Raw genomic sequence first — 17970 nt, forward strand, 5'->3', positions numbered from 1 at the left:
CTGAAAAGCTTTCCTGGCAGATTAACAGCCAATGTTCAAATTAGTTAAGAGGTAAAAACGCTGTTTGATTTCAATCTGTCTCGTCCTAACAACAACACCCAACTCGAACACTAATATTTCCTCTGCTTGGTAAACTGAGGCGTTGTAACTGATGATTGAAGATATATCAGTAACAGCCTAAAGTAAGTGATGAATGTGAGGAAATCCCTAAGTGAGTAGATGTTTGGGTGTTGTTGTTTTAAGTATTGATAGTAGGAACAAGGTGATAGGGGACAGGTGACAGGGTTTTGATTATTTCAACTCAGCACTCAGAAATTTACCATCCCCAAGTACCTGGCCCGCCTTTAAATGGCCCGACAATATCACTTGTAACCCAACCTCCATAAAAGTTTCCTGGTTGTGGTTGAACTTTTTCACCATCTACATAGCAAGCATCCATCAGATGGACATAGAAGGCTACATAATCTTTAATTGAGGCAAAAGCGGTTGTCGGACTAGGATAATACCAAGCAGCGTTTTGGGCTTCTTTATCGCTGACGCGAATTGTGTAATAACCTGCGCGTCCTTTCCACTCGCAAAAACTAGATTGTGGTACTGATATCAAATATTCCATTTTGATATCTTCAGGCGGGATGTAGTAGGAAGGGGGATGACTAGTTTCTAATACTCGCTGGGCGTTGTGGGTGTCTGCAATGGTTACGCCGTTAAAAATTATCTGGATATGTTTGTTGGTAGGTTCTAAGCGCGGGGGACGGGGATAATCCCAGACTGATTCTTGTCCGGGTGCAGGTTCGATGCGTTGAGGGGAAAACATACAAATAGGTAAAAATAAATATGCGATCGCCTCCACTTTAGCGTAAATGCGATCGCCTATCACCCAATACGCAAAAATTGCGGATTTAGCGTACTTCTTTTAAACTGTCAATTTGCTTGGTAAACATCTCAGTAAATAGACTCATCACACTTCTTTCTTCGCGCACCTTAATATTAACTGTGGTTGACATCCCTGACTGCAATGGTAGTTGTTTACCGTTGAAATTTAGTGCTTGTTTATCTAAAGATATTCTGGCTGGGAAACGATAAAATTTGTGCGTTTCATCCGGTGGTAAAGCATCAGAACCAATCGAAATTAGCTCTCCTTTAATATCACCAAATTCGCTGAATGGAAAGGAATCGATTCTCACATCAGCTTTCATCCCTTCCCGCACAAACCCAATATCTTTATTAGTAATGAATACCTCAGCAATATAGTTATCGTTAGGGACTATTTGCAGGAGTTTTTGTGTAGCATTAGCAACAAAACCCGGATTTTTAACTTGTGAATCAAAAACTACCCCGCTGACTGGGGCGCGTAGTTCTTGATATCTGAGATTGAGTTGAGCTTGCGAAATTTTGCTGTTTATATCTGCCAACCGCTGTTCATTTTCCAAGACAATTTTGATAAACTGGCTATCGATATCAGCAATGCGTTGTTTATTTTCCGAAACTTTTTCTAAAACATTTTTTCCAGAAACCGCCACAGTATTAGTTAATTCTTGTCGTCCTTTTTCTATATCATATTTGAGGCGTTTGTCTTCTTCTTGTAATTGAGCGACTTCTGCTTGAAGATTTTGGACTTGTTGTTGTTGATTAAGATATTGCAGTTGAGAAACGCCACCTTCTTCTGCTAAAGTTTTTAATCTATCTAAAATCTGCTGTTGAATAGCTAAACTAGATTGTGTGTCCGCGATTTTAACTTGATTTTGTGTAAGTTGTTTTTTAGTTTTCTCAACTTCTAATTGGGCTGCATTAGCACGGGTAGCTAATTCTAATTTAGATACTCGCAAACGTTGTTGTTCATCAACTCCCAGTCCTTGAGTATTTGTTGAATTTCTTAATTCTTTCCGCAACAATTCATTTTCGCCAACTAATGCTGCGCGACTTTTCAACAAAAAGACTGCATCTGTGGGTAATCTACTCCGTAAAAATTCCAGTTCTGAGCCGACAGTGTAACTAGAACTCATCAAACGGCGATAAATTTGGTTTTCCCTAATTAGGCTATTACGAACTTGAATTAATGAATTAAACTCTGCTAAAGTTGCCACAGTTTCAAAGGTTAGTAGTAAGTCTCCTTTGTTAACTTTTTGACCATCTTTGACATAAACTTCTTTGACTACGCCATTCACTGGTGCTTGCACATCTTTGACGGTTCCTTGGGGTTTTAATTGACCTGTAGCAGGTACAACTTGTTCAATTTTGGCAACATAAGCCCAAATAATGCCAAAACAAGCTAACACTATCAAGGTCAACATTATTGTGCGTGACCAAACTGGAGATTGGCGTAAGACAACAGACTGTTCAAAGTTATCAAATTTTTGATTAATTAAAGGCTGTTGTGCAACTTTATCTGACGATGTTAATACGGATGATTCTGTTTTAGTTTCTGAAGGATGTTTACCGTTACCATTATTGCCATTGAGACGATTACCATTAATTTGAGTCATAGTAGTTTTACCTTTAATGAATAATTAGCGATTAACCCTTGACCAATTACAAATTAACTTCTTGCTGTTGATAAAGGTAATAATAATGACCTTTAGCAGCCATTAATTCTTGATGACTTCCTTGTTCTATGACTCGGCTTGCATCCATGACAACGATAGTATCTGCATGGCTGACGGTGTTTAGGCGGTGGGTAATGAAAAATACTGTGCTACCTTGAAAGGCTTTGGCTAAGTTTAAACAAACTTGGCGTTCTGTAGGGTAATCTAAGGCACTGGTAGCCTCATCTAAGACTAACAGTTTTGGTCGTTGGAGTACAGAACGAGCGATCGCAATTCTTTGGCGCTGTCCCCCAGAAAGTCCCGCACCTCTTTCGCCGACGCGGGTATTGTAACCGTTGGGTAAGCCCATAATAAACTCATGGGCGCAAGCTACACGCGCTGCTTCGATAATTTCTTCTGTAGTTGCTTCCGGGTTAGTTAAAGCAATATTTTCTTGTACTGTTCCATCAAATAACAGTGTTTCTTGGGGGACTACGCCTATCTGTCTTCTTAAAGAGTAAAGTTCGACTTTGGCAATATCATAACCATCAATTAAAATTCTGCCTGACTCCACATCATAAAGTCTCAACAGTAATTTCATCATCGTACTTTTACCTGAGCCACTCTGCCCAACAATACCGACAAATTGTCCGGCGGTAAATTCAATATTGATATTAGAAAGTTGCAGTGGCCCACTAGGTGTAAATCGGAAGGAAACGTTGTCAAATTTAATTGCACCGTCAATTGCTGGTAGAGGAATATTACCTCTGTCAGCTTCGCCTTCTTCTGGCGTATCCACAATATCACTTAATCGTTCTAAAGATAAGGCAGTTTCTTGAAAGTTTTGCCAGAGTTGTGCTAACCGTAAAATTGGGCCAGTAACATAACCAGAAATAATCCGAAAAGCGATTAATTCTCCTAATGTCAGTTCTCCTTGTAAAACTAAATAAGCACCTACCCATAAAACTAGTAAACTACTGAGTTTATTCAGAAAGCTACTAGTAGAATTTGCCAAGGTAGAGGTGACAACAGTTTTAAATCCAGCCCCCACATAACGAGCATAACGCTCTTGCCAAGAAAAGCGCGATCGCAATTCAATATTTTGGGCTTTCACTGTCTGAATACCAGACATTACCTCAACCAAATAAGATTGAGTTTCGGCGTTGCGTTCGGCTTTGTTGCGTAATTGTTTACTGATGGTGGGGGAAGCAATTAAAGTAATCACAACAAATATCGGAATTGTCCCTAAACCGACTAAAGTCAGTTGCCAACTATAAAACAGCATGACAACAATATAAACTACCGAAAATAACGCATCTAACCCTACAGTTAATGCTGTCCCTGTAAGAAACTGCCGAATATTTTCTAACTCATTAATTCTGGTTGACAATTCCCCCACTGGTCGCCGTTCAAAATAGCGCAGTGGTAGCCGTAATAAGTGGTCAATAATCTGCGAACCCAAACCCATATCGATGCGGTTTGTTGTATCAACAAATAAGTAAGTCCGCAAAGTACTGATTACCGCTTCAAATAGTCCCACTACTAACAGTAGTACTCCCAAAACATTCAAGGTGCTAATACTGTTTTGGACAATTACTTTGTCGATAATCAACTGAATGACGAGGGGGTTAGCCAGTTGTGCTAATTGGACAAAGAAGGAAGCAATAAAGACTTCAATTAGTACTCGACGGTAGCGCGACAAATAAGGTAAAAACCACGATACACCAAATCTTTCTTGTGGTGTTTCTTTGGTAGCACTCAGCAGTAATACCCGCATTTGTGGCTGATAGTTACCTTCCTCAAGTTCTAAATGCGCCAGCAATTCTTTTGGTTTACAGCGTACTATACCTTGGGATGGCGCACCAACCACAACATGATGTGCATCTGCGGCGTACAAAACGGCAAAATTTCCTCGATAGCGAATTAGTGCTGGTGTAGGAAGACGTTCAAGGGTGTTAGCAGGTAAATCTACTAACTGCGCTTTTAAACCAATTAATTCTGCTAAATAAGCACAAGCTGGAAAAGATATACTACCTTGGCGTTTAATTTGCTCAGATAAAATGCGCCGAACAACTTCTCGACGCAAAGGAATTTGTAAATGCTGGGACAACATTTGAAAACAAGCAAAGGTCGCATTTACTTCTCCATTACCACGAACGAAGGGATATTTTAAATATTTTTGTTGTTTTGGTACTGGATAGTTTGCTGGAGTAATTTCGTCTGGTGCATAGGGAATATCTAACTCGTCTGTAATAGTTAGTTGAGTGTCATTAATAGCAAGTTCTTCAGACGGAGTATTATAGTTATCTAAAAATGATAAATCTTCTGGAGCGAACCCAATTAACCTGGCGGGAGTTCTTCCCAAAACTTCAATTGAACTATTATCACTTAATTCGACGCGATCGCCTGGAGCCAAATTCTTAATTTCGCCGCCACTAACAAACCAAATACTGTTGCTATCTAGTTGGTTATAGGCAGTTTTACCAGGGGATAAGTAATGTATTTTAGCGCTGAATAAAGCTTGTTCGGATAGTTCCTGAAAATTAGCAACAGCATTAGCTTGCTTGGCTACTTGTACACCTAAAACACTAAAAACTTCGGAGATGTTGCTGTGATTTTGGCGAGTTTTTGCAAATTCTGGATATTGTGATAATAGGTGCAAATATTCGTCAAGGTTTAATGCTAAACATATCACTTCTGTTGAGGCGATCGCAATTTCGCAAGGAACCTGACGCAAGAAACTAATTTCCCCAATTATTGCGCCTGGTTTGAGCAATTTTAAAGTAATGGCTGTTTGTGTTTGGGGTTCATATCCCAAGAGGCGGACTTGTCCTTCATAAAGAAAGATGACTTTTTGCGGTATGCTTTCGTTACCAATAATTTTCTGTCCAATACGATAGCGCCAAGCTTCAAGTTTTTCCGAAATACTCACAATTACTTCTAACGGTAATTGGTCAAATCCTTCTAAAGTGGGGATAAATTCTTGAAAAGCACTTTTAATATATGTCATACTTTAAATTTGATTTATTTCACCCTTTATTGATAATAAAAACTGCTTAAATCTTGACCTTAATCAAGATAATCAAAAAACAATTAATTTATATTATGGTTAGGTTAAATCGCTATATTAGCTAGGAATTAGCTGTACTTCTAACTCCTTTACGCTCTAATTTTCTGATTGCAAATAAGGGGTTCATATTAATTTATATTCTCTCGGCAATAAATAATATAATTGCCAACTATACTAAGGAAGGCAGTGTTTTTATAAAATATAAAATATCACAACCTTATATATAAAAATCGTAAATTATTGGTTAAAAATTTTAAGTATTGATTCACTGCAAATGCTGCGTTGCAAGTAGGGAGTGGTGGAACTTGTTTTATCAGGACTGTGTTCTGCCACAAAACCTGTAGACTGACGATAAAATCGGTTATCCGTTAATGAAGAGAGATTGAGTAACTTTTTCTAATACTTTTAACCCTTGTAAAGAGCCACGAATTAACCGAGTAGCGGCTATAGGTTGACGAATCAAACCCCATGCTAAGGGCAAAGTTTGCAGTGAACCATCAGCACTAATAGCATCTGTAAGGTTAGGAATATCATGTTGACAGTCATCACTAACCACACGTAACACGGTAACAGCTACCCCCATTTGCTGAAAAAATTGCAAAGCGGCGAAACTTTCCATATCAACAACATCACTATCGGATGTTTGACCTAAATGAGATTTTTCTGTAGCAGACCAGATGACGCGATCGCTTGTCAATCCTTTCACCAGAGATAGTTGTTGATGTAAAGGAGAATACAACTGAGTAGTGAAACTGCGATCGCATTCTTGCACCTGTCCTTGATAAGTGCAATGTTGATACAACACTACATCCCCAACAGTGTAGCGCTGGCGCAAGCTCCCACACAAACCCATTACCAACACCTTTGATGGCGACACCTGCTGTTTATCCCATTGTTGCAAGTATTTAGTCAAAGGCTGCATCCCTACTGGTATCGATAAAACCTTTGGTATCGATTCTGTATTTTTACGTAATCCGCGGCACACAGCTTTATACTCCGCACCCTGCGGCACTAAAATCACAGTGTTCATCATCATTCGTGTTGAGTATGAGGGAATGAAAAGGGTAGAGAGGTGTAAGGGTATAGGGTAGAGTCAAAAAGTCTTACAGCTAATTCTTACCCCCACACCCCATACCTTACAACCTGATACTCTTACATACCTACACCCCCATACCCCCACACCCTTACACCCTTACACCCTCCGCAAAAGTTTTACGTTTTGGTAATAACTGGAGAATACTCAAAGCTATGCTGGCGAGTCGAGGTAGCAGTTGCGGTTGCAATATTCGCGAGTCAAACTTACTCATTCGCCGTTGGTTTTCTTGAATGCACACTTTGAGAAAATTTTCAAGTGTTAAATCTTGACTAAACACACTGGCTCCGCTGGCGGTGAACCCAGCACCATTGGGGTCAGCTTCACCAAATGCCTTAATTACACTGCTCAAGGCTCTGCCGTAGTACCAGAGAGTTTTCACACTCCGCAGAGGTAAAAACCCATAACCACGTTGAATTTGCAAATCAGTGAACCAGTTGACAAAAAATACAATATGCCGTGCCTCTTCATCAACAATTGAGTCAAAGATTGTGAAGATTTGCTCAGGAAATACTCTGGCTTCACGGGCAATTTCAAATAAGCCAAAGGCAAAAAAAGAATCGAGACATTCTTCAAAGCCAAATACAGTGAATGTCTGTTCAAGGTTAGCGGGAATTTCTATAGGTGGACAGGCAGGCATAGGAATGTCATAACGCTCAATAAAGACTTTCAGCAAGCGAGCGTGACGAGATTCTTCTTCACCTTGGAGAGCGATCGCCTCTTGTAAAATGCCCCTGTCTAAAGTTTTGGCATATTCACTGACGATAACACCCGCTTGGCGTTCTTTATTCAAAGCCTGACCCCAAAAAGGGATGCTTCGCAAAAGTTCCAAAGCTGCATTATCCAAATCAGGCCAAGGGAGATGTTCAGGCTCATATTCCCTGTAACTCTCCATAAAACTACGACAGAATAATTCTCTATGGTCAACAGAACCAATTTTCATAAGTAAAATTATGTGTGCTTAAAATTGCCGTGAGAACCAGGATGATGTAGTGAGTAACACAAGTTTGCTCTCAGCATAGAGTAATACATTACTGATTACCTAGTGCAGTTCGGCGTAAATAAACAGACCATCTGGAATTGCGAAAAGGCTTAGTATCACTATTCTTTCTTTTTCCTTTTGACTTTTTACTTTTGCCTTGTTGTACTAGTGCTGATTGCTCAGTATTAATTATTAAGTGTTTAAGTAGAAGAAATTTTTTGACCGTTTATCCTTTATGCTTTTTTAAGAAACTAATTAAGTAAAATTGCCCACCCCAAGAAACTAAACCACCCAAACTTGAGACGATTAATGTAGCATGACAATTAATTGGGACACCAGCAAAATTTTCCAAGATGGTAAAGGTTAGTAGCGCAAAATCTGCACGAGAACGCTTCAATATCTCCAAATTGGCCATTGACTTCTCGTGGTTGACAGTGAGTTTCTGGATTGCTGTAACGGTAGCTGGGCTTTTGGCGTTCAGTTCCCTCAAGTATGCTTTATTTCCAGATATTACTTTTCCGGTGGTGGTAGTCAACGCCACAGCACCACTGACAACAGCAATCGATACAGAAGCCAAGCTCACCAAACCAATTGAAGAGCGCCTACGCTCTGTGGAAGGACTAGATGATCTGCGTTCATCTGCCTATCCTGGTCAAACGGCCGTTAGTTTAGCTTTTGCAGTTGGCACTGATTTAGAAAAATCCACCAGCAAGGTAGAAACTGCGCTTAAGCAGTTAAGTCTACCGCAGGGTGCAAATTACAAAATTATTCCCCTGAACCTGAACGAATCAGCCGCCGTTAGCTACACCATAGAGAGTACCTCGCAGAATCTCACAGAATTGACCAAGGTAGCACAAGACAAAATTATCCCAGTCATTACCAAAGTACCGGGAGTTTTGAAAGTCAATTTGTTAGGAGCGCCTAGTTCTCAACCAGCTTTACCCACAGCCCAAAATGCATCTGCGGCAATTCCCCAAGGCGGAGCCACATTAGTCAGGTTTAATGGGCAAGATGCACTGGCTTTTCAAGTGATCAAACGGGGTAACGCCAACACCTTAGAAGTGGTGAGTCGGACAGAAAAAGAAGTGCAGAAGTTGAGAACCAACCTCAAGGATGTCAAACTCACCTTAGCTGCGACCCAAGCCGAGTATATTCGTCATGCCACCAAGTCAACCATAGACGCTCTAATTGAAGCCATAGTGTTGTCAATTGTGGTGATCTTTCCTTTCTTGTGGAGTTGGCGAGCCACTCTCATTTCGGCATTGGCGATTCCAACTTCGTTGTTGGCGACATTTATCGTCATGGCGATTTTCGGCTTCAACTTAGAGACAATTACCCTACTGGCTTTGGCCTTGGTAATTGGCAGTATTATTGATGATGCGATCGTTGATGTCGAAAACATCATGCGCCATGTTGAAGATGGTGCAACTCCTCGTCAAGCGGCATTATTAGCTACTAATGAAATTGGTTTGACTGTGACTGCGGCCACATTGACAGCTGTGGCAGTATTCCTGCCTATAGGTTTAATGGGTGGGGTAGTTGGACAATTCTTCAAACCCTTTGGCATAACTGTTTCAGCCGCAATGTTAGCTTCTATGCTGGTGGCGCGGACTTTATCACCAGTGCTGGCTATTTACTGGCTAAAACCTGTATCTGCTAAACCCCGTAAAAAAGAAGCCAAGACATGGTTAGGGTTTAACCATGCTTACCGCAACTTACTCCACTGGTCTTTACTACACCGTAAGCTAGTCGTAGCATTAGCAGTCCTCAGTTTTGTAGGTGGGATAGCCTTGATTCCCCTGATTCCCAAAGGATTTATCCCTAAACTCGATCGCGGTGAGTTTAACATCACTTATACTGCTCCTTTACCACAAATACCAGATTTAGCAGCTTTACAAAAACAGGCGGCTGCCCAAGCTCTTCCACCTTCTGGACAAGCTTTCCAGTTGCCTAACCCCCTCAACGACTCTCTAGACGTTGCTAAGAAATTAGAAGAAGTTGTGAGGAAATCGCCAGCCGTGGAAACAGTATTTACTACTGTTGGTTCCCGTGAAGGCGAGCCAAATAAAGGCACACTCTACATCAAACTCAAAGAAGACCGCAATATTACCACTGCCGAACTGCAAGACCAATTCCGCACCAGCTTGCCCACATTAAAGGGAGTAACAACCAGTGTCGAAGATATTCAATTTGTCGATACAGGTGGACAAAAACCTTTGCAAGTAGCCTTGCGAGGTGATGATTTACAAGCTTTAGCCAAGGCCAGCAAAGCAATTAAAGAAAGCTTAGTCAACATTCCCGGATTGGCTGATATTACAGTGACAGGTGAAGCTAATCAACAAGGACAATTCTTGCAAATTCAGCGTTTGAATAATCAGCGAGTCGCCTATATCAGTGCCAACCTTGGTCAAAATTTATCATTGGGTGATGCAACTGACAAAGTTGTGGCAGAAGCAAAAGCTGTTTTACCTCCTGGTGTGACTCTTGATTTAGGTGGCGATTCTGCCAGCTTGGCAGAGGTATTTGGCAGTTTTGCCTCGACTTTGTTGCTGTCAGCCCTGTGTATTGTTGTAGTGCTAATTTTACTCTTCAAAAGTTGGGTAGACCCGGTAGTGATTGGTGTTTCCTTACCTTTGGCCTTGGTAGGGGCATTACTGGCGCTATTGTTTACCAAGAGCGACTTCGGGATGATTTCGCTGATTGGCTTTGTCTTTTTATTAGGACTGGCCAATAAAAATGCGATTTTGCTGGTGGATTATATCAACCAACTGCGTGAATCAGGCTTAGATCGCACCGACGCTATCTTAAAAGCTGGGCCAGTACGTCTGCGACCGATTATGATGACCACTGCTTCCACAATTTTAGGGATGTTACCCATTGCCTTGGGTCTTGGTGCTGGTTCAGAATTGCGATCGCCTATGGCTGTGGCTATTGCTGGAGGCTTAGTTAGTTCCACAATCCTCAGCTTAATTGTCGTACCCGTAGTTTACGCCATTTTAGATGACTGGTTCCCGCGCTTTCGTCAGGAGGCGAAAAATTAATGCAGGCCTTTGTCACAGGGGGAACTGGTTTTGTCGGTTCCCACTTAGTGCGGTTACTACTGCAACAAGGATACAAAGTCAAAGCTTTGGTACGTCCTAGCAGCAATTTAGCCAATTTACGCAGCTTGGATGTGGAACTAGTCAAAGGCGATTTGACAGAGCCTGAGATTTGGCAACAAATGCGGGGTTGTCAATATTTATTTCATGTCGCCGCCCATTATTCTTTGTGGCAAGTAGACAAACAACTACTGTATCGCCACAACGTTATCGGCACACGCAATATTCTTGAAGCCGCCCGCAAAGCCGACATTGAACGCACTGTTTACACCAGTTCAGTATCAGCCATAGGAGTCGGACTAGGTGGTAAACCTGTCGATGAAACTTATCAAAGCCCCATAGACAAGCTAATTGGCAGTTACAAACAGTCAAAATTTCTCGCCGAACAAGAAGCGAAACAAGCTGCCGCTAGAGGGCAAAATGTCGTAATTGTCAACCCTAGTAGCCCAATTGGTTCTTTAGATATTAAGCCTACACCCACCGGAGATATTATCCTGCGGTTTTTGCGGCTAGAAATGCCCTTTTATTTGGATACTGGCCTAAATTTTATCGATGTGCGGGATGTGGCTTGGGGACATTTACTGGCGTTGCAAAAAGGGAAGTCAGGCGATCGCTATATCTTAGGACACCAAAACCTCAGCCTCAAGCAACTACTAGAACAACTTGCCGAAATTACCAATTTACCAGCACCCCAGCGCACTATCCCCTCGTGGATACCCTTGAGTGTGGCTTGGATTGATGAGACAATTCTCGCACCGTTAGGAAAAATGCCTTCAGTCCCCATCGATGGTGTCCGTATGGCTCAACAACACATGTATTACGACGCTAGTAAAGCTGTCCGCGAGTTGGGACTACCCCAGTCTCCCTTAAAAGCAGCCTTAAAAGATGCGGTCGATTGGTTTATCGCTGAAGGCTATGTCAAATGAAAGGCAGGAGGCAGGAGGCAGAAGAAATCTTTACTCTTTACTCAGCACTCAGTACTCAGCACTCAGCACTTTTTACTTATATAGAGAGGAGTAATAAAAAAGTGGGAATTAATCTACAACAAGCGATGGATATTGGGAAGTATCTGGTAACTCAGCGTTTTTTAGGGCGCAAACGCTTCCCCTTGGTATTGATGCTAGAACCATTATTTCGTTGTAATTTAGCTTGTTCTGGTTGTGGCAAAATTCAGCACCCCGTGGAAATTCTCAAACGTAATCTCACACCAGAAGAGTGCTTCGCCGCTGTGGAAGAGTGTGGCGCACCTGTGGTTTCCATTCCTGGGGGAGAACCACTACTCCATCCCCAAATTGATGAAATTGTACGCGGGTTAGTAGAACGCAAGAAATATGTTTACTTGTGTACCAATGGGTTGTTACTCGAAAAAAGCCTCGACAAATTTCAACCTTCCCCTTACTTTACTTTCAGCGTTCATTTAGATGGAATGCGGGAATGGCATGATAAATGTGTCGATCGCAAAGGCGTGTTTGATACTGCCGTACAAGCCATTCGTGCAGCCAAAGCCAAAGGTTTCCGCGTCACCACCAACACCACTATCTTTGAAGGTGCAGATATCAAAGAAATGCAAGAATTCTTTGATTTTCTCGATAGCCTGAACATTGATGGGATGATGATTTCCCCTGGCTATAGCTATGAATGGGCCCCAGACCAAGATCATTTCCTCCAACGCGAACAAACCCGCGCCCTCTTCCGGGAAATTCTCACTCCCTACACATCAGGTAAGAAAAACTGGAACTTCAACCATAATCCTTTGTTCCTAGACTTTCTGATTGGCGAAAAAGACTATGAATGTACACCTTGGGGAAGTCCCAGTTATAGCGTTCTCGGTTGGCAAAAACCCTGTTATTTGTTAAACGAAGGCCATTACACCAGTTTTAAAGAATTGTTAGACAAAACAGACTGGAGTCAATACGGCCGCGCCAGTGGTAATCCCCAGTGTGCCGATTGTATGGTTCACTGCGGCTACGAACCAACCGCCGCGATGGATGCAATGCAACCGCAAAACATTGCCCGTTCTCTAGGAACAGTGTTTGGTAGAAGTTAAATATAGTAGCAAGCAGTAAAGCTTAAATTATGGGTGCGTTACAGCAAAACGTAACGCACCTTATGGTTCATTGACCAAGGAATAGAAAATGGCAGAAGCTAAAAATGTACTCGGCACAGATTTACAAATTTGCTGTACTTCGCCTATGACTGGTTATTACCGAGATGGTTACTGTAAAACTGGTGGGCAAGATTTGGGAATGCACGTTGTTTGCGCCCAGGTGACAGCAGAATTTTTGGAGTTTACCAAATCCCGTGGTAATGATTTGAGTACACCAATGCCCCAATATAATTTTCCTGGATTACGGCCTGGCGATCGCTGGTGTTTGTGTGCCGCACGTTGGCAAGAAGCAATGGATGCTGGTGTCGCACCACCCGTAGTTTTGGAAGCCACTCACGCTAGAGCCTTGGAAGCCTGTTCGTTGACTGATTTAAAACAATACGCTCTTTCTGCATCCTAAAACGGCAAGTTTTCGATGAATTATATAGCTGTCGGAACTGCGGAATTGCTAAATTTTCACCCGGCTGTAATTGATTTTGAAATACAGACGTGCATTAATCACGTCTGTATTTTCTGGTTACTTGCTTTTTAGATTTACGACGTAGTTAAAAATTTGGGTTAACAAACAAAATACACCACAATCTAAAATCAGCACTATTAAACTTAATCAATTGTACTGAATCAAATTTATTAACTGGCTTTGACATTTACAGCATTTAATTGCTCAAGCAAGGCAATGACATCGCTGCGACTGAGTTTTTCTTTACCATTGGCTAGAGCATCAATCGTACCATGTGCCAAAGTTAAGGGAATTTGACAAAAGTTTAAAGCAGGGCCAGTAGGCAAAGCTTGAGTATAAGCATCTGCTAACGCTAAGTTGCGTAAGGCATACTCTTGCATTTCTGTTACTGTCCAACCTTCTGGAAAGAAGTCTACACCACGTCCCATATCTTCAATATGGTTGCGGAGAATGTTCACCGATTGTAAGCCACGACCAAAGCCAATTGCTAGAGTGCGGTTGGTTTGTGTACCATCGTACCAAGTCCATAAATCAGAAAGTAACAATCCAACTGCACCTGCAACCCCAAAGGTGTAACGATCTAAATCAGACTCTGTTTCAATTTTCCAGTTTCTGTCTGCCCAATGAGCCATCCGATCAGCCATTGCTGCGGTTGCATCCCAAATTCGTGGTGCAATAGTCTCAGGGGCTAATAATGACCATTCCCTTACTCTCAGAGTTACTTCTGCTAAGACATCCTCATAGCCATTAAATCCTACTGAGAAAGCATCAATTGCAAAGCCATCAACTCCTGCTTGTAATGTCAAACTAATCTTGTGTAACAGTTGTGCCTTTGTAGAATTATCCAGTTCTGGATGATCTTCAATTTCATCAATGGCACGCATACACAAATATGCTGATGCAACGGCTTCTTGCAATCCTGACGGTAAAATACTAATTGGAATATAAAAAGTTCGACTAGTTTCTTTAAGGATTTGCAAGGCATCACCACGTAAATCCATGTTGTCACTCCCCTCTGAGTTTTTACACCACATGCAGTTGAAAGTTGTTTGATGATCCGGGATATACTTTTTACTCAATCTGAAAATCTTGAGATGCGTTAGTATTTCATCTAAAGATTAATAGTCTTTGTATCATAATTAACGAAAAATTCAAACCTATTAAATTCATGTCTAGTATATAGGACTTTGGTTACTGAAATTTGTTCTGTGTGATTTGATATATTGAGCAAGCATAATTTTTTGCTGTAAATATCAACAACTATGCTAAAATTCGGCAAATTATCTAACTTAGTTGTTCGGTAGCTATGCGCCAATTGATACGAGCAGATACCCCCAGTCTGAAGACTTCATAAAATGCCAGATCAGGTTTCTGCATTGTAAAAATATTCTGAAAAACTGAATAAAATCTCTCAAAAAATGCGTATGCCTGTAGATGTCAATAAATAGCTGACTGTAAACTGCCAAAAAACTTTAACTCCCGACTAAATAGCTTTGCAAAATGCAATATTGCTACTAGACAGAAAATTTTAAAATCAAATTTAGAAGATGAATCTGACTAGTAACGCAAGATGGAAGTCAAAAGTCAAAAGAATTGTATTCCAGACTTCTGCACTATGTTGGATAGTCTATTGATTTACGCCGTGCTGCACTAAGTAGAGAAAAATACTTTCAACGAACTTCCCAACTTCAAGATAATTGGTACTTACAGCAATTTTAAATGATTGAAGTACACCATTTAAATCTCAAATCTAGGTATCTAGCTTGCTCTGATTCAAAAGTCAGAACTATGAATTTTACTATTAATATTTTTTGACTCTTTTTACACCAAAACCCCTATCATACTATAGTGTATTAGGGGTTTTGATAATTAAAATCTGAGGTCACTTATTAAAGTGGCACAGAAACTAATGTTTCAGATTGATATGAGATCCCAGCTTGCTTAAACCGATGTAAGGCTTCACCCAAGCGATCGCAATCTGCAATCAAACTGATTCGCACATACCCTTCACCCGCAACCCCAAAGGCATTACCGGGAGTCACCACCACGCCTGTTTGTTGTAATACATTCAAGGCAAAATCTGTAGAACTAGTACCCACAGGGCATTTCACCCAGAGATACATAGTAGCCTTGGTTGTGGGAATGTCCCAACCCAACTCACCTAATCCTTTAATCAAAAAGTCGCGGCGGGTGCGGTAACGCTGTTGGACTTCGTGCAAATATACATCTGGCAGTTGCAAAGCCGTCTCAGCAGCTGTTTGCAATGCGGCAAAAATCCCATAATCCAAATTAGTTTTGAGTGTCCGTAAACCTTGGATAATTTGACTGTTGCCAACGACAAAACCCACTCGCCAACCAGCCATATTGTAAGTTTTAGATAAGGTATGAAATTCCACACCAATTTCTTTTGCACCCGGAATTTCTAACAAACTGGTGGGTTGATAGCCATCAAAAGCTAACTCGGCATAACACAAGTCATGCACCAACATAATTTCGTATTTCCGGGCAAAGGCGACAATTTCCTCAAAAAATTCTCGCGGTGCAGTGGCCGCGGTGGGATTACTGGGATAATTGAAATAAAGAATCTTGGCTTTTTGGGCTACTTCTTCGGGAATCGCCGCTAAATCGATCAACCAGTCGTTCTCTGGTTTGAGAATTAAGTTATGGACTTGCGCCCCAGCAATTACAGGCCCACGAAAATGAGCAGGATAAGCCGGTGAAGGCACTAAAACTACATCACCAGGGTTGATATAGGCCATTGCCAAATGTCCTAATCCCTCTTTAGAACCGAGTAGCGGTAAGGCTTCGCTATCAGGATCAAGTACTACACCATAGCGGCGATTGTACCAATTGGTGATGGCACGACGAAAACTAGCAGTACCTTCAAAGGGCGGATAACCGTGATTTGCCGGATTTTGCAAAGCGGCGATCGCTGCTTCTACTACGGGTTGTGGTGTGGGGCCATCTGGGTTCCCCATACCCAAGTCAATTAAATCCAGTCCTTGTTCCCGTGCCTTTGCTTTTAGTTCATCTAAACGAGCAAATACATAAGCGGGTAGTTTCTGTATGCGTTCTGCTGGGGCAATCCAATTCAGTGTCATTGATGTACCACTTCTTGATACAGTTGATTTGTGAGTGAAATTTCTCTCAGATACTACAGTTGGCGGCTGTGGATAAATTTGAGAAAACCATGAGTTAGCAAAATCTGACTTTGATAAAAATTTTTGGTCTGGGTAATATATTTGGCAAAAAATCAAGCATAAAATTTCATCCTGCAAGCTGCTGGAAGTTATTTACTCCTGAATTTGCTCTTCAATTGCCCTAGCAGCAACCCGATTGCTACATTCTCTACTGTCGGTTGGTGCCGTGGTAGAAACCATTGCGGCCATCAGTTGTTCTATCCCTACCTTGAAAGGTAAGCGATGAATGTCCGAATTAGGTGCGAGAGAAATTTCCGCCGCTGTTTTTAACTCGCTTAATTTGACATTGCCTAAGCCCAAATCATCTAATTTTTGGGGCAAGCCAATCTCTGCATAAAACTTCAACAACTGTTGGCGTGCAGTGGTGGCTAACTGATTACCCAAAATCATTTCTTCTAAACGTAGTTGCACCAAGATACCGAATGCGACTTTTTCTCCGTGAATGCTGCTGTGTCCGGCAATGTGAGTTAAGCCGTTGTGTACAGCATGGGCGGCAACAGTCCGACACTGCGCCCCACCCAATCCGCCAATGACTCCCGCTAGTAGAACGGTAGCATCGACAACTTCTTGCCAAACTTCACTGCCTGGTTTTTGTAGCGCAGCGGCTGACTTTTGAAATAAAATATCCCGCAAAACTCTGGCTTGTTGGACTGCGGCAATAATTAAAGTCTGCTGCAAGTGTCCACTACTCACAGAAGCTTCGTACCATTTAGCGATCGCATCACCAATCCCGGCGACTAATGTGTGTTGTGGTGCTGTTTGAATCAAGTCGTAGTCCAGAATTAATAAATCGGGACAGCGAGGTAACGCCACATCATACAAAAAAGCCCCTATCTCAGAATACACATTAGAAAGGGCTGTCCAAGCTGCACAGGTAGCGGCAGAAGTGGGAATTGTCACCACTGGTAACTGTAACTGATGGGCAACTAATTTAGCTGTATCCAAGGCTTTCCCGCCCCCAACACCGATAATCAGATCAGCTTTGTGTTCTTTCGCAGCCTTCCTTAAAGATTTCAAACTCGCTTCCGAACAATCGGCACCATAGGATGCTTGAGCAGTATGCAACTGTTGTTGTTCTAAAATTGGTTGTAAAGTATCTTGAGTGAGGGCTAGAGTTTGATTGCCAGCAATGATTAAAGGACGACTGCCTAAAAGGGCAATCTCTGCTGGTGATGCTGACAATACTCCAGATCCACGGATGACTTTTGCCGGAGCGATCGCCAGTGCCGATAATGAATTAGATGTTTGAGTAGACAAGGTAGTAGTTGATTGATGGGGCATATAACTAGTTAGGCAAAACCTGAATTTGTATTGATGCTAGTAGGATTACATAATATTTCCAGAAGGCTGCCGCCTATCAACAAAACTCACTATCACTTACGACCAGCACCTACTAAGAATTTTTCCATTGATGGAATTGGTAAGTATTATCTTAATC

General features: G+C 41.7%; 13 protein-coding genes. 4 read left to right on the forward strand and 9 right to left on the reverse strand.

Annotated features, from left to right (window positions below):
• Positions 1-316: 316 nt before the first annotated feature.
• From AC504W_RS18020 to AC504W_RS18045, 6 genes are all read right to left on the reverse strand, one after another.
• Entirely contained in the window at positions 317-814 is a 498-nt protein-coding gene (locus AC504W_RS18020) for a DUF427 domain-containing protein (protein WP_494878690.1), read from the reverse strand.
• Positions 815-899: 85 nt separating this feature from the next.
• Positions 900-2483 carry an HlyD family type I secretion periplasmic adaptor subunit gene (locus AC504W_RS18025; protein WP_494873624.1) on the reverse strand — a complete coding sequence of 528 codons (1584 nt, stop codon included), beginning with the start codon at positions 2481-2483 and terminating at the stop codon, positions 900-902.
• Between the two features lie 46 nt (positions 2484-2529).
• Positions 2530-5532, reverse strand: a complete 3003-nt coding sequence (locus AC504W_RS18030) for a peptidase domain-containing ABC transporter (RefSeq protein WP_494873625.1) — start codon at positions 5530-5532, stop codon at positions 2530-2532.
• 421 nt (positions 5533-5953) lie between these two features.
• A complete protein-coding gene (locus AC504W_RS18035) occupies positions 5954-6625 on the reverse strand; it encodes a 5'-methylthioadenosine/S-adenosylhomocysteine nucleosidase family protein (protein WP_494878691.1) in 672 nt (223 codons plus the stop codon).
• A gap of 151 nt (positions 6626-6776) precedes the next feature.
• On the reverse strand, positions 6777-7628 hold the full coding sequence (locus tag AC504W_RS18040; RefSeq protein WP_494873626.1) for a ferritin-like domain-containing protein: 852 nt from the start codon (positions 7626-7628) through the stop codon (positions 6777-6779).
• A gap of 265 nt (positions 7629-7893) precedes the next feature.
• On the reverse strand, positions 7894-8082 hold the full coding sequence (locus tag AC504W_RS18045) for a hypothetical protein (RefSeq protein WP_187308199.1): 189 nt from the start codon (positions 8080-8082) through the stop codon (positions 7894-7896).
• On the opposite strand from AC504W_RS18045, the gene AC504W_RS18050 reads away from it, so the two are divergent.
• The 4 genes from AC504W_RS18050 (at position 8021) to AC504W_RS18065 (ending at position 13272) form a co-directional block, all read left to right on the forward strand.
• Positions 8021-10708: an efflux RND transporter permease subunit gene (locus AC504W_RS18050; protein WP_494873627.1), complete on the forward strand. Its 2688-nt coding sequence runs from the start codon at positions 8021-8023 to the stop codon at positions 10706-10708. The genes AC504W_RS18045 and AC504W_RS18050 overlap by 62 nt on opposite strands.
• Positions 10708-11691, forward strand: a complete 984-nt coding sequence (hpnA, locus tag AC504W_RS18055) for a hopanoid-associated sugar epimerase (protein ID WP_494873628.1) — start codon at positions 10708-10710, stop codon at positions 11689-11691. The genes AC504W_RS18050 and hpnA overlap by 1 nt, the downstream gene beginning before the upstream one ends.
• 101 nt (positions 11692-11792) lie before the next feature.
• Entirely contained in the window at positions 11793-12812 is a 1020-nt protein-coding gene (gene hpnH / locus AC504W_RS18060) for an adenosyl-hopene transferase HpnH (RefSeq protein ID WP_096578607.1), read from the forward strand.
• Positions 12813-12900: 88 nt separating this feature from the next.
• Positions 12901-13272 (forward strand): DUF2237 family protein, encoded by a 372-nt coding sequence (locus AC504W_RS18065; RefSeq protein WP_494873629.1) that lies wholly within the window; start codon positions 12901-12903, stop codon positions 13270-13272.
• Positions 13273-13502: 230 nt separating this feature from the next.
• On the opposite strand, the gene AC504W_RS18070 is transcribed toward AC504W_RS18065, so the two are convergent.
• The 3 genes from AC504W_RS18070 to AC504W_RS18080 all read right to left on the reverse strand — a co-directional run bounded on the left by AC504W_RS18070 (position 13503) and on the right by AC504W_RS18080 (position 17813).
• On the reverse strand, positions 13503-14333 hold the full coding sequence (locus tag AC504W_RS18070; RefSeq protein WP_494873630.1) for a squalene/phytoene synthase family protein: 831 nt from the start codon (positions 14331-14333) through the stop codon (positions 13503-13505).
• 888 nt (positions 14334-15221) lie between these two features.
• Entirely contained in the window at positions 15222-16433 is a 1212-nt protein-coding gene (locus tag AC504W_RS18075; RefSeq protein WP_494873631.1) for an aspartate aminotransferase, read from the reverse strand.
• 192 nt (positions 16434-16625) lie between these two features.
• Positions 16626-17813 (reverse strand): iron-containing alcohol dehydrogenase family protein, encoded by a 1188-nt coding sequence (locus AC504W_RS18080; RefSeq protein ID WP_494873632.1) that lies wholly within the window; start codon positions 17811-17813, stop codon positions 16626-16628.
• Positions 17814-17970: the final 157 nt, after the last annotated feature.

The sequence above is a fragment of the Nostoc sp. C96 genome, from assembly GCF_059384975.1.

Coding starts and splice junctions, on each gene's coding strand:
- AC504W_RS18020 (WP_494878690.1), bottom strand. CDS start 814: ATGTTTTCCCCTCAACGCATCGAACCTGCACCCGGACAAGAATCAGTC.
- AC504W_RS18025 (WP_494873624.1), bottom strand. CDS start 2,483: ATGACTCAAATTAATGGTAATCGTCTCAATGGCAATAATGGTAACGGT.
- AC504W_RS18030 (WP_494873625.1), bottom strand. CDS start 5,532: ATGACATATATTAAAAGTGCTTTTCAAGAATTTATCCCCACTTTAGAA.
- AC504W_RS18035 (WP_494878691.1), bottom strand. CDS start 6,625: ATGATGAACACTGTGATTTTAGTGCCGCAGGGTGCGGAGTATAAAGCT.
- AC504W_RS18040 (WP_494873626.1), bottom strand. CDS start 7,628: ATGAAAATTGGTTCTGTTGACCATAGAGAATTATTCTGTCGTAGTTTT.
- AC504W_RS18050 (WP_494873627.1), top strand. CDS start 8,021: ATGGTAAAGGTTAGTAGCGCAAAATCTGCACGAGAACGCTTCAATATC.
- AC504W_RS18045 (WP_187308199.1), bottom strand. CDS start 8,082: ATGGCCAATTTGGAGATATTGAAGCGTTCTCGTGCAGATTTTGCGCTA.
- hpnA (WP_494873628.1), top strand. CDS start 10,708: ATGCAGGCCTTTGTCACAGGGGGAACTGGTTTTGTCGGTTCCCACTTA.
- AC504W_RS18065 (WP_494873629.1), top strand. CDS start 12,901: ATGGCAGAAGCTAAAAATGTACTCGGCACAGATTTACAAATTTGCTGT.
- AC504W_RS18070 (WP_494873630.1), bottom strand. CDS start 14,333: ATGGATTTACGTGGTGATGCCTTGCAAATCCTTAAAGAAACTAGTCGA.
- AC504W_RS18075 (WP_494873631.1), bottom strand. CDS start 16,433: ATGACACTGAATTGGATTGCCCCAGCAGAACGCATACAGAAACTACCC.
- AC504W_RS18080 (WP_494873632.1), bottom strand. CDS start 17,813: ATGCCCCATCAATCAACTACTACCTTGTCTACTCAAACATCTAATTCA.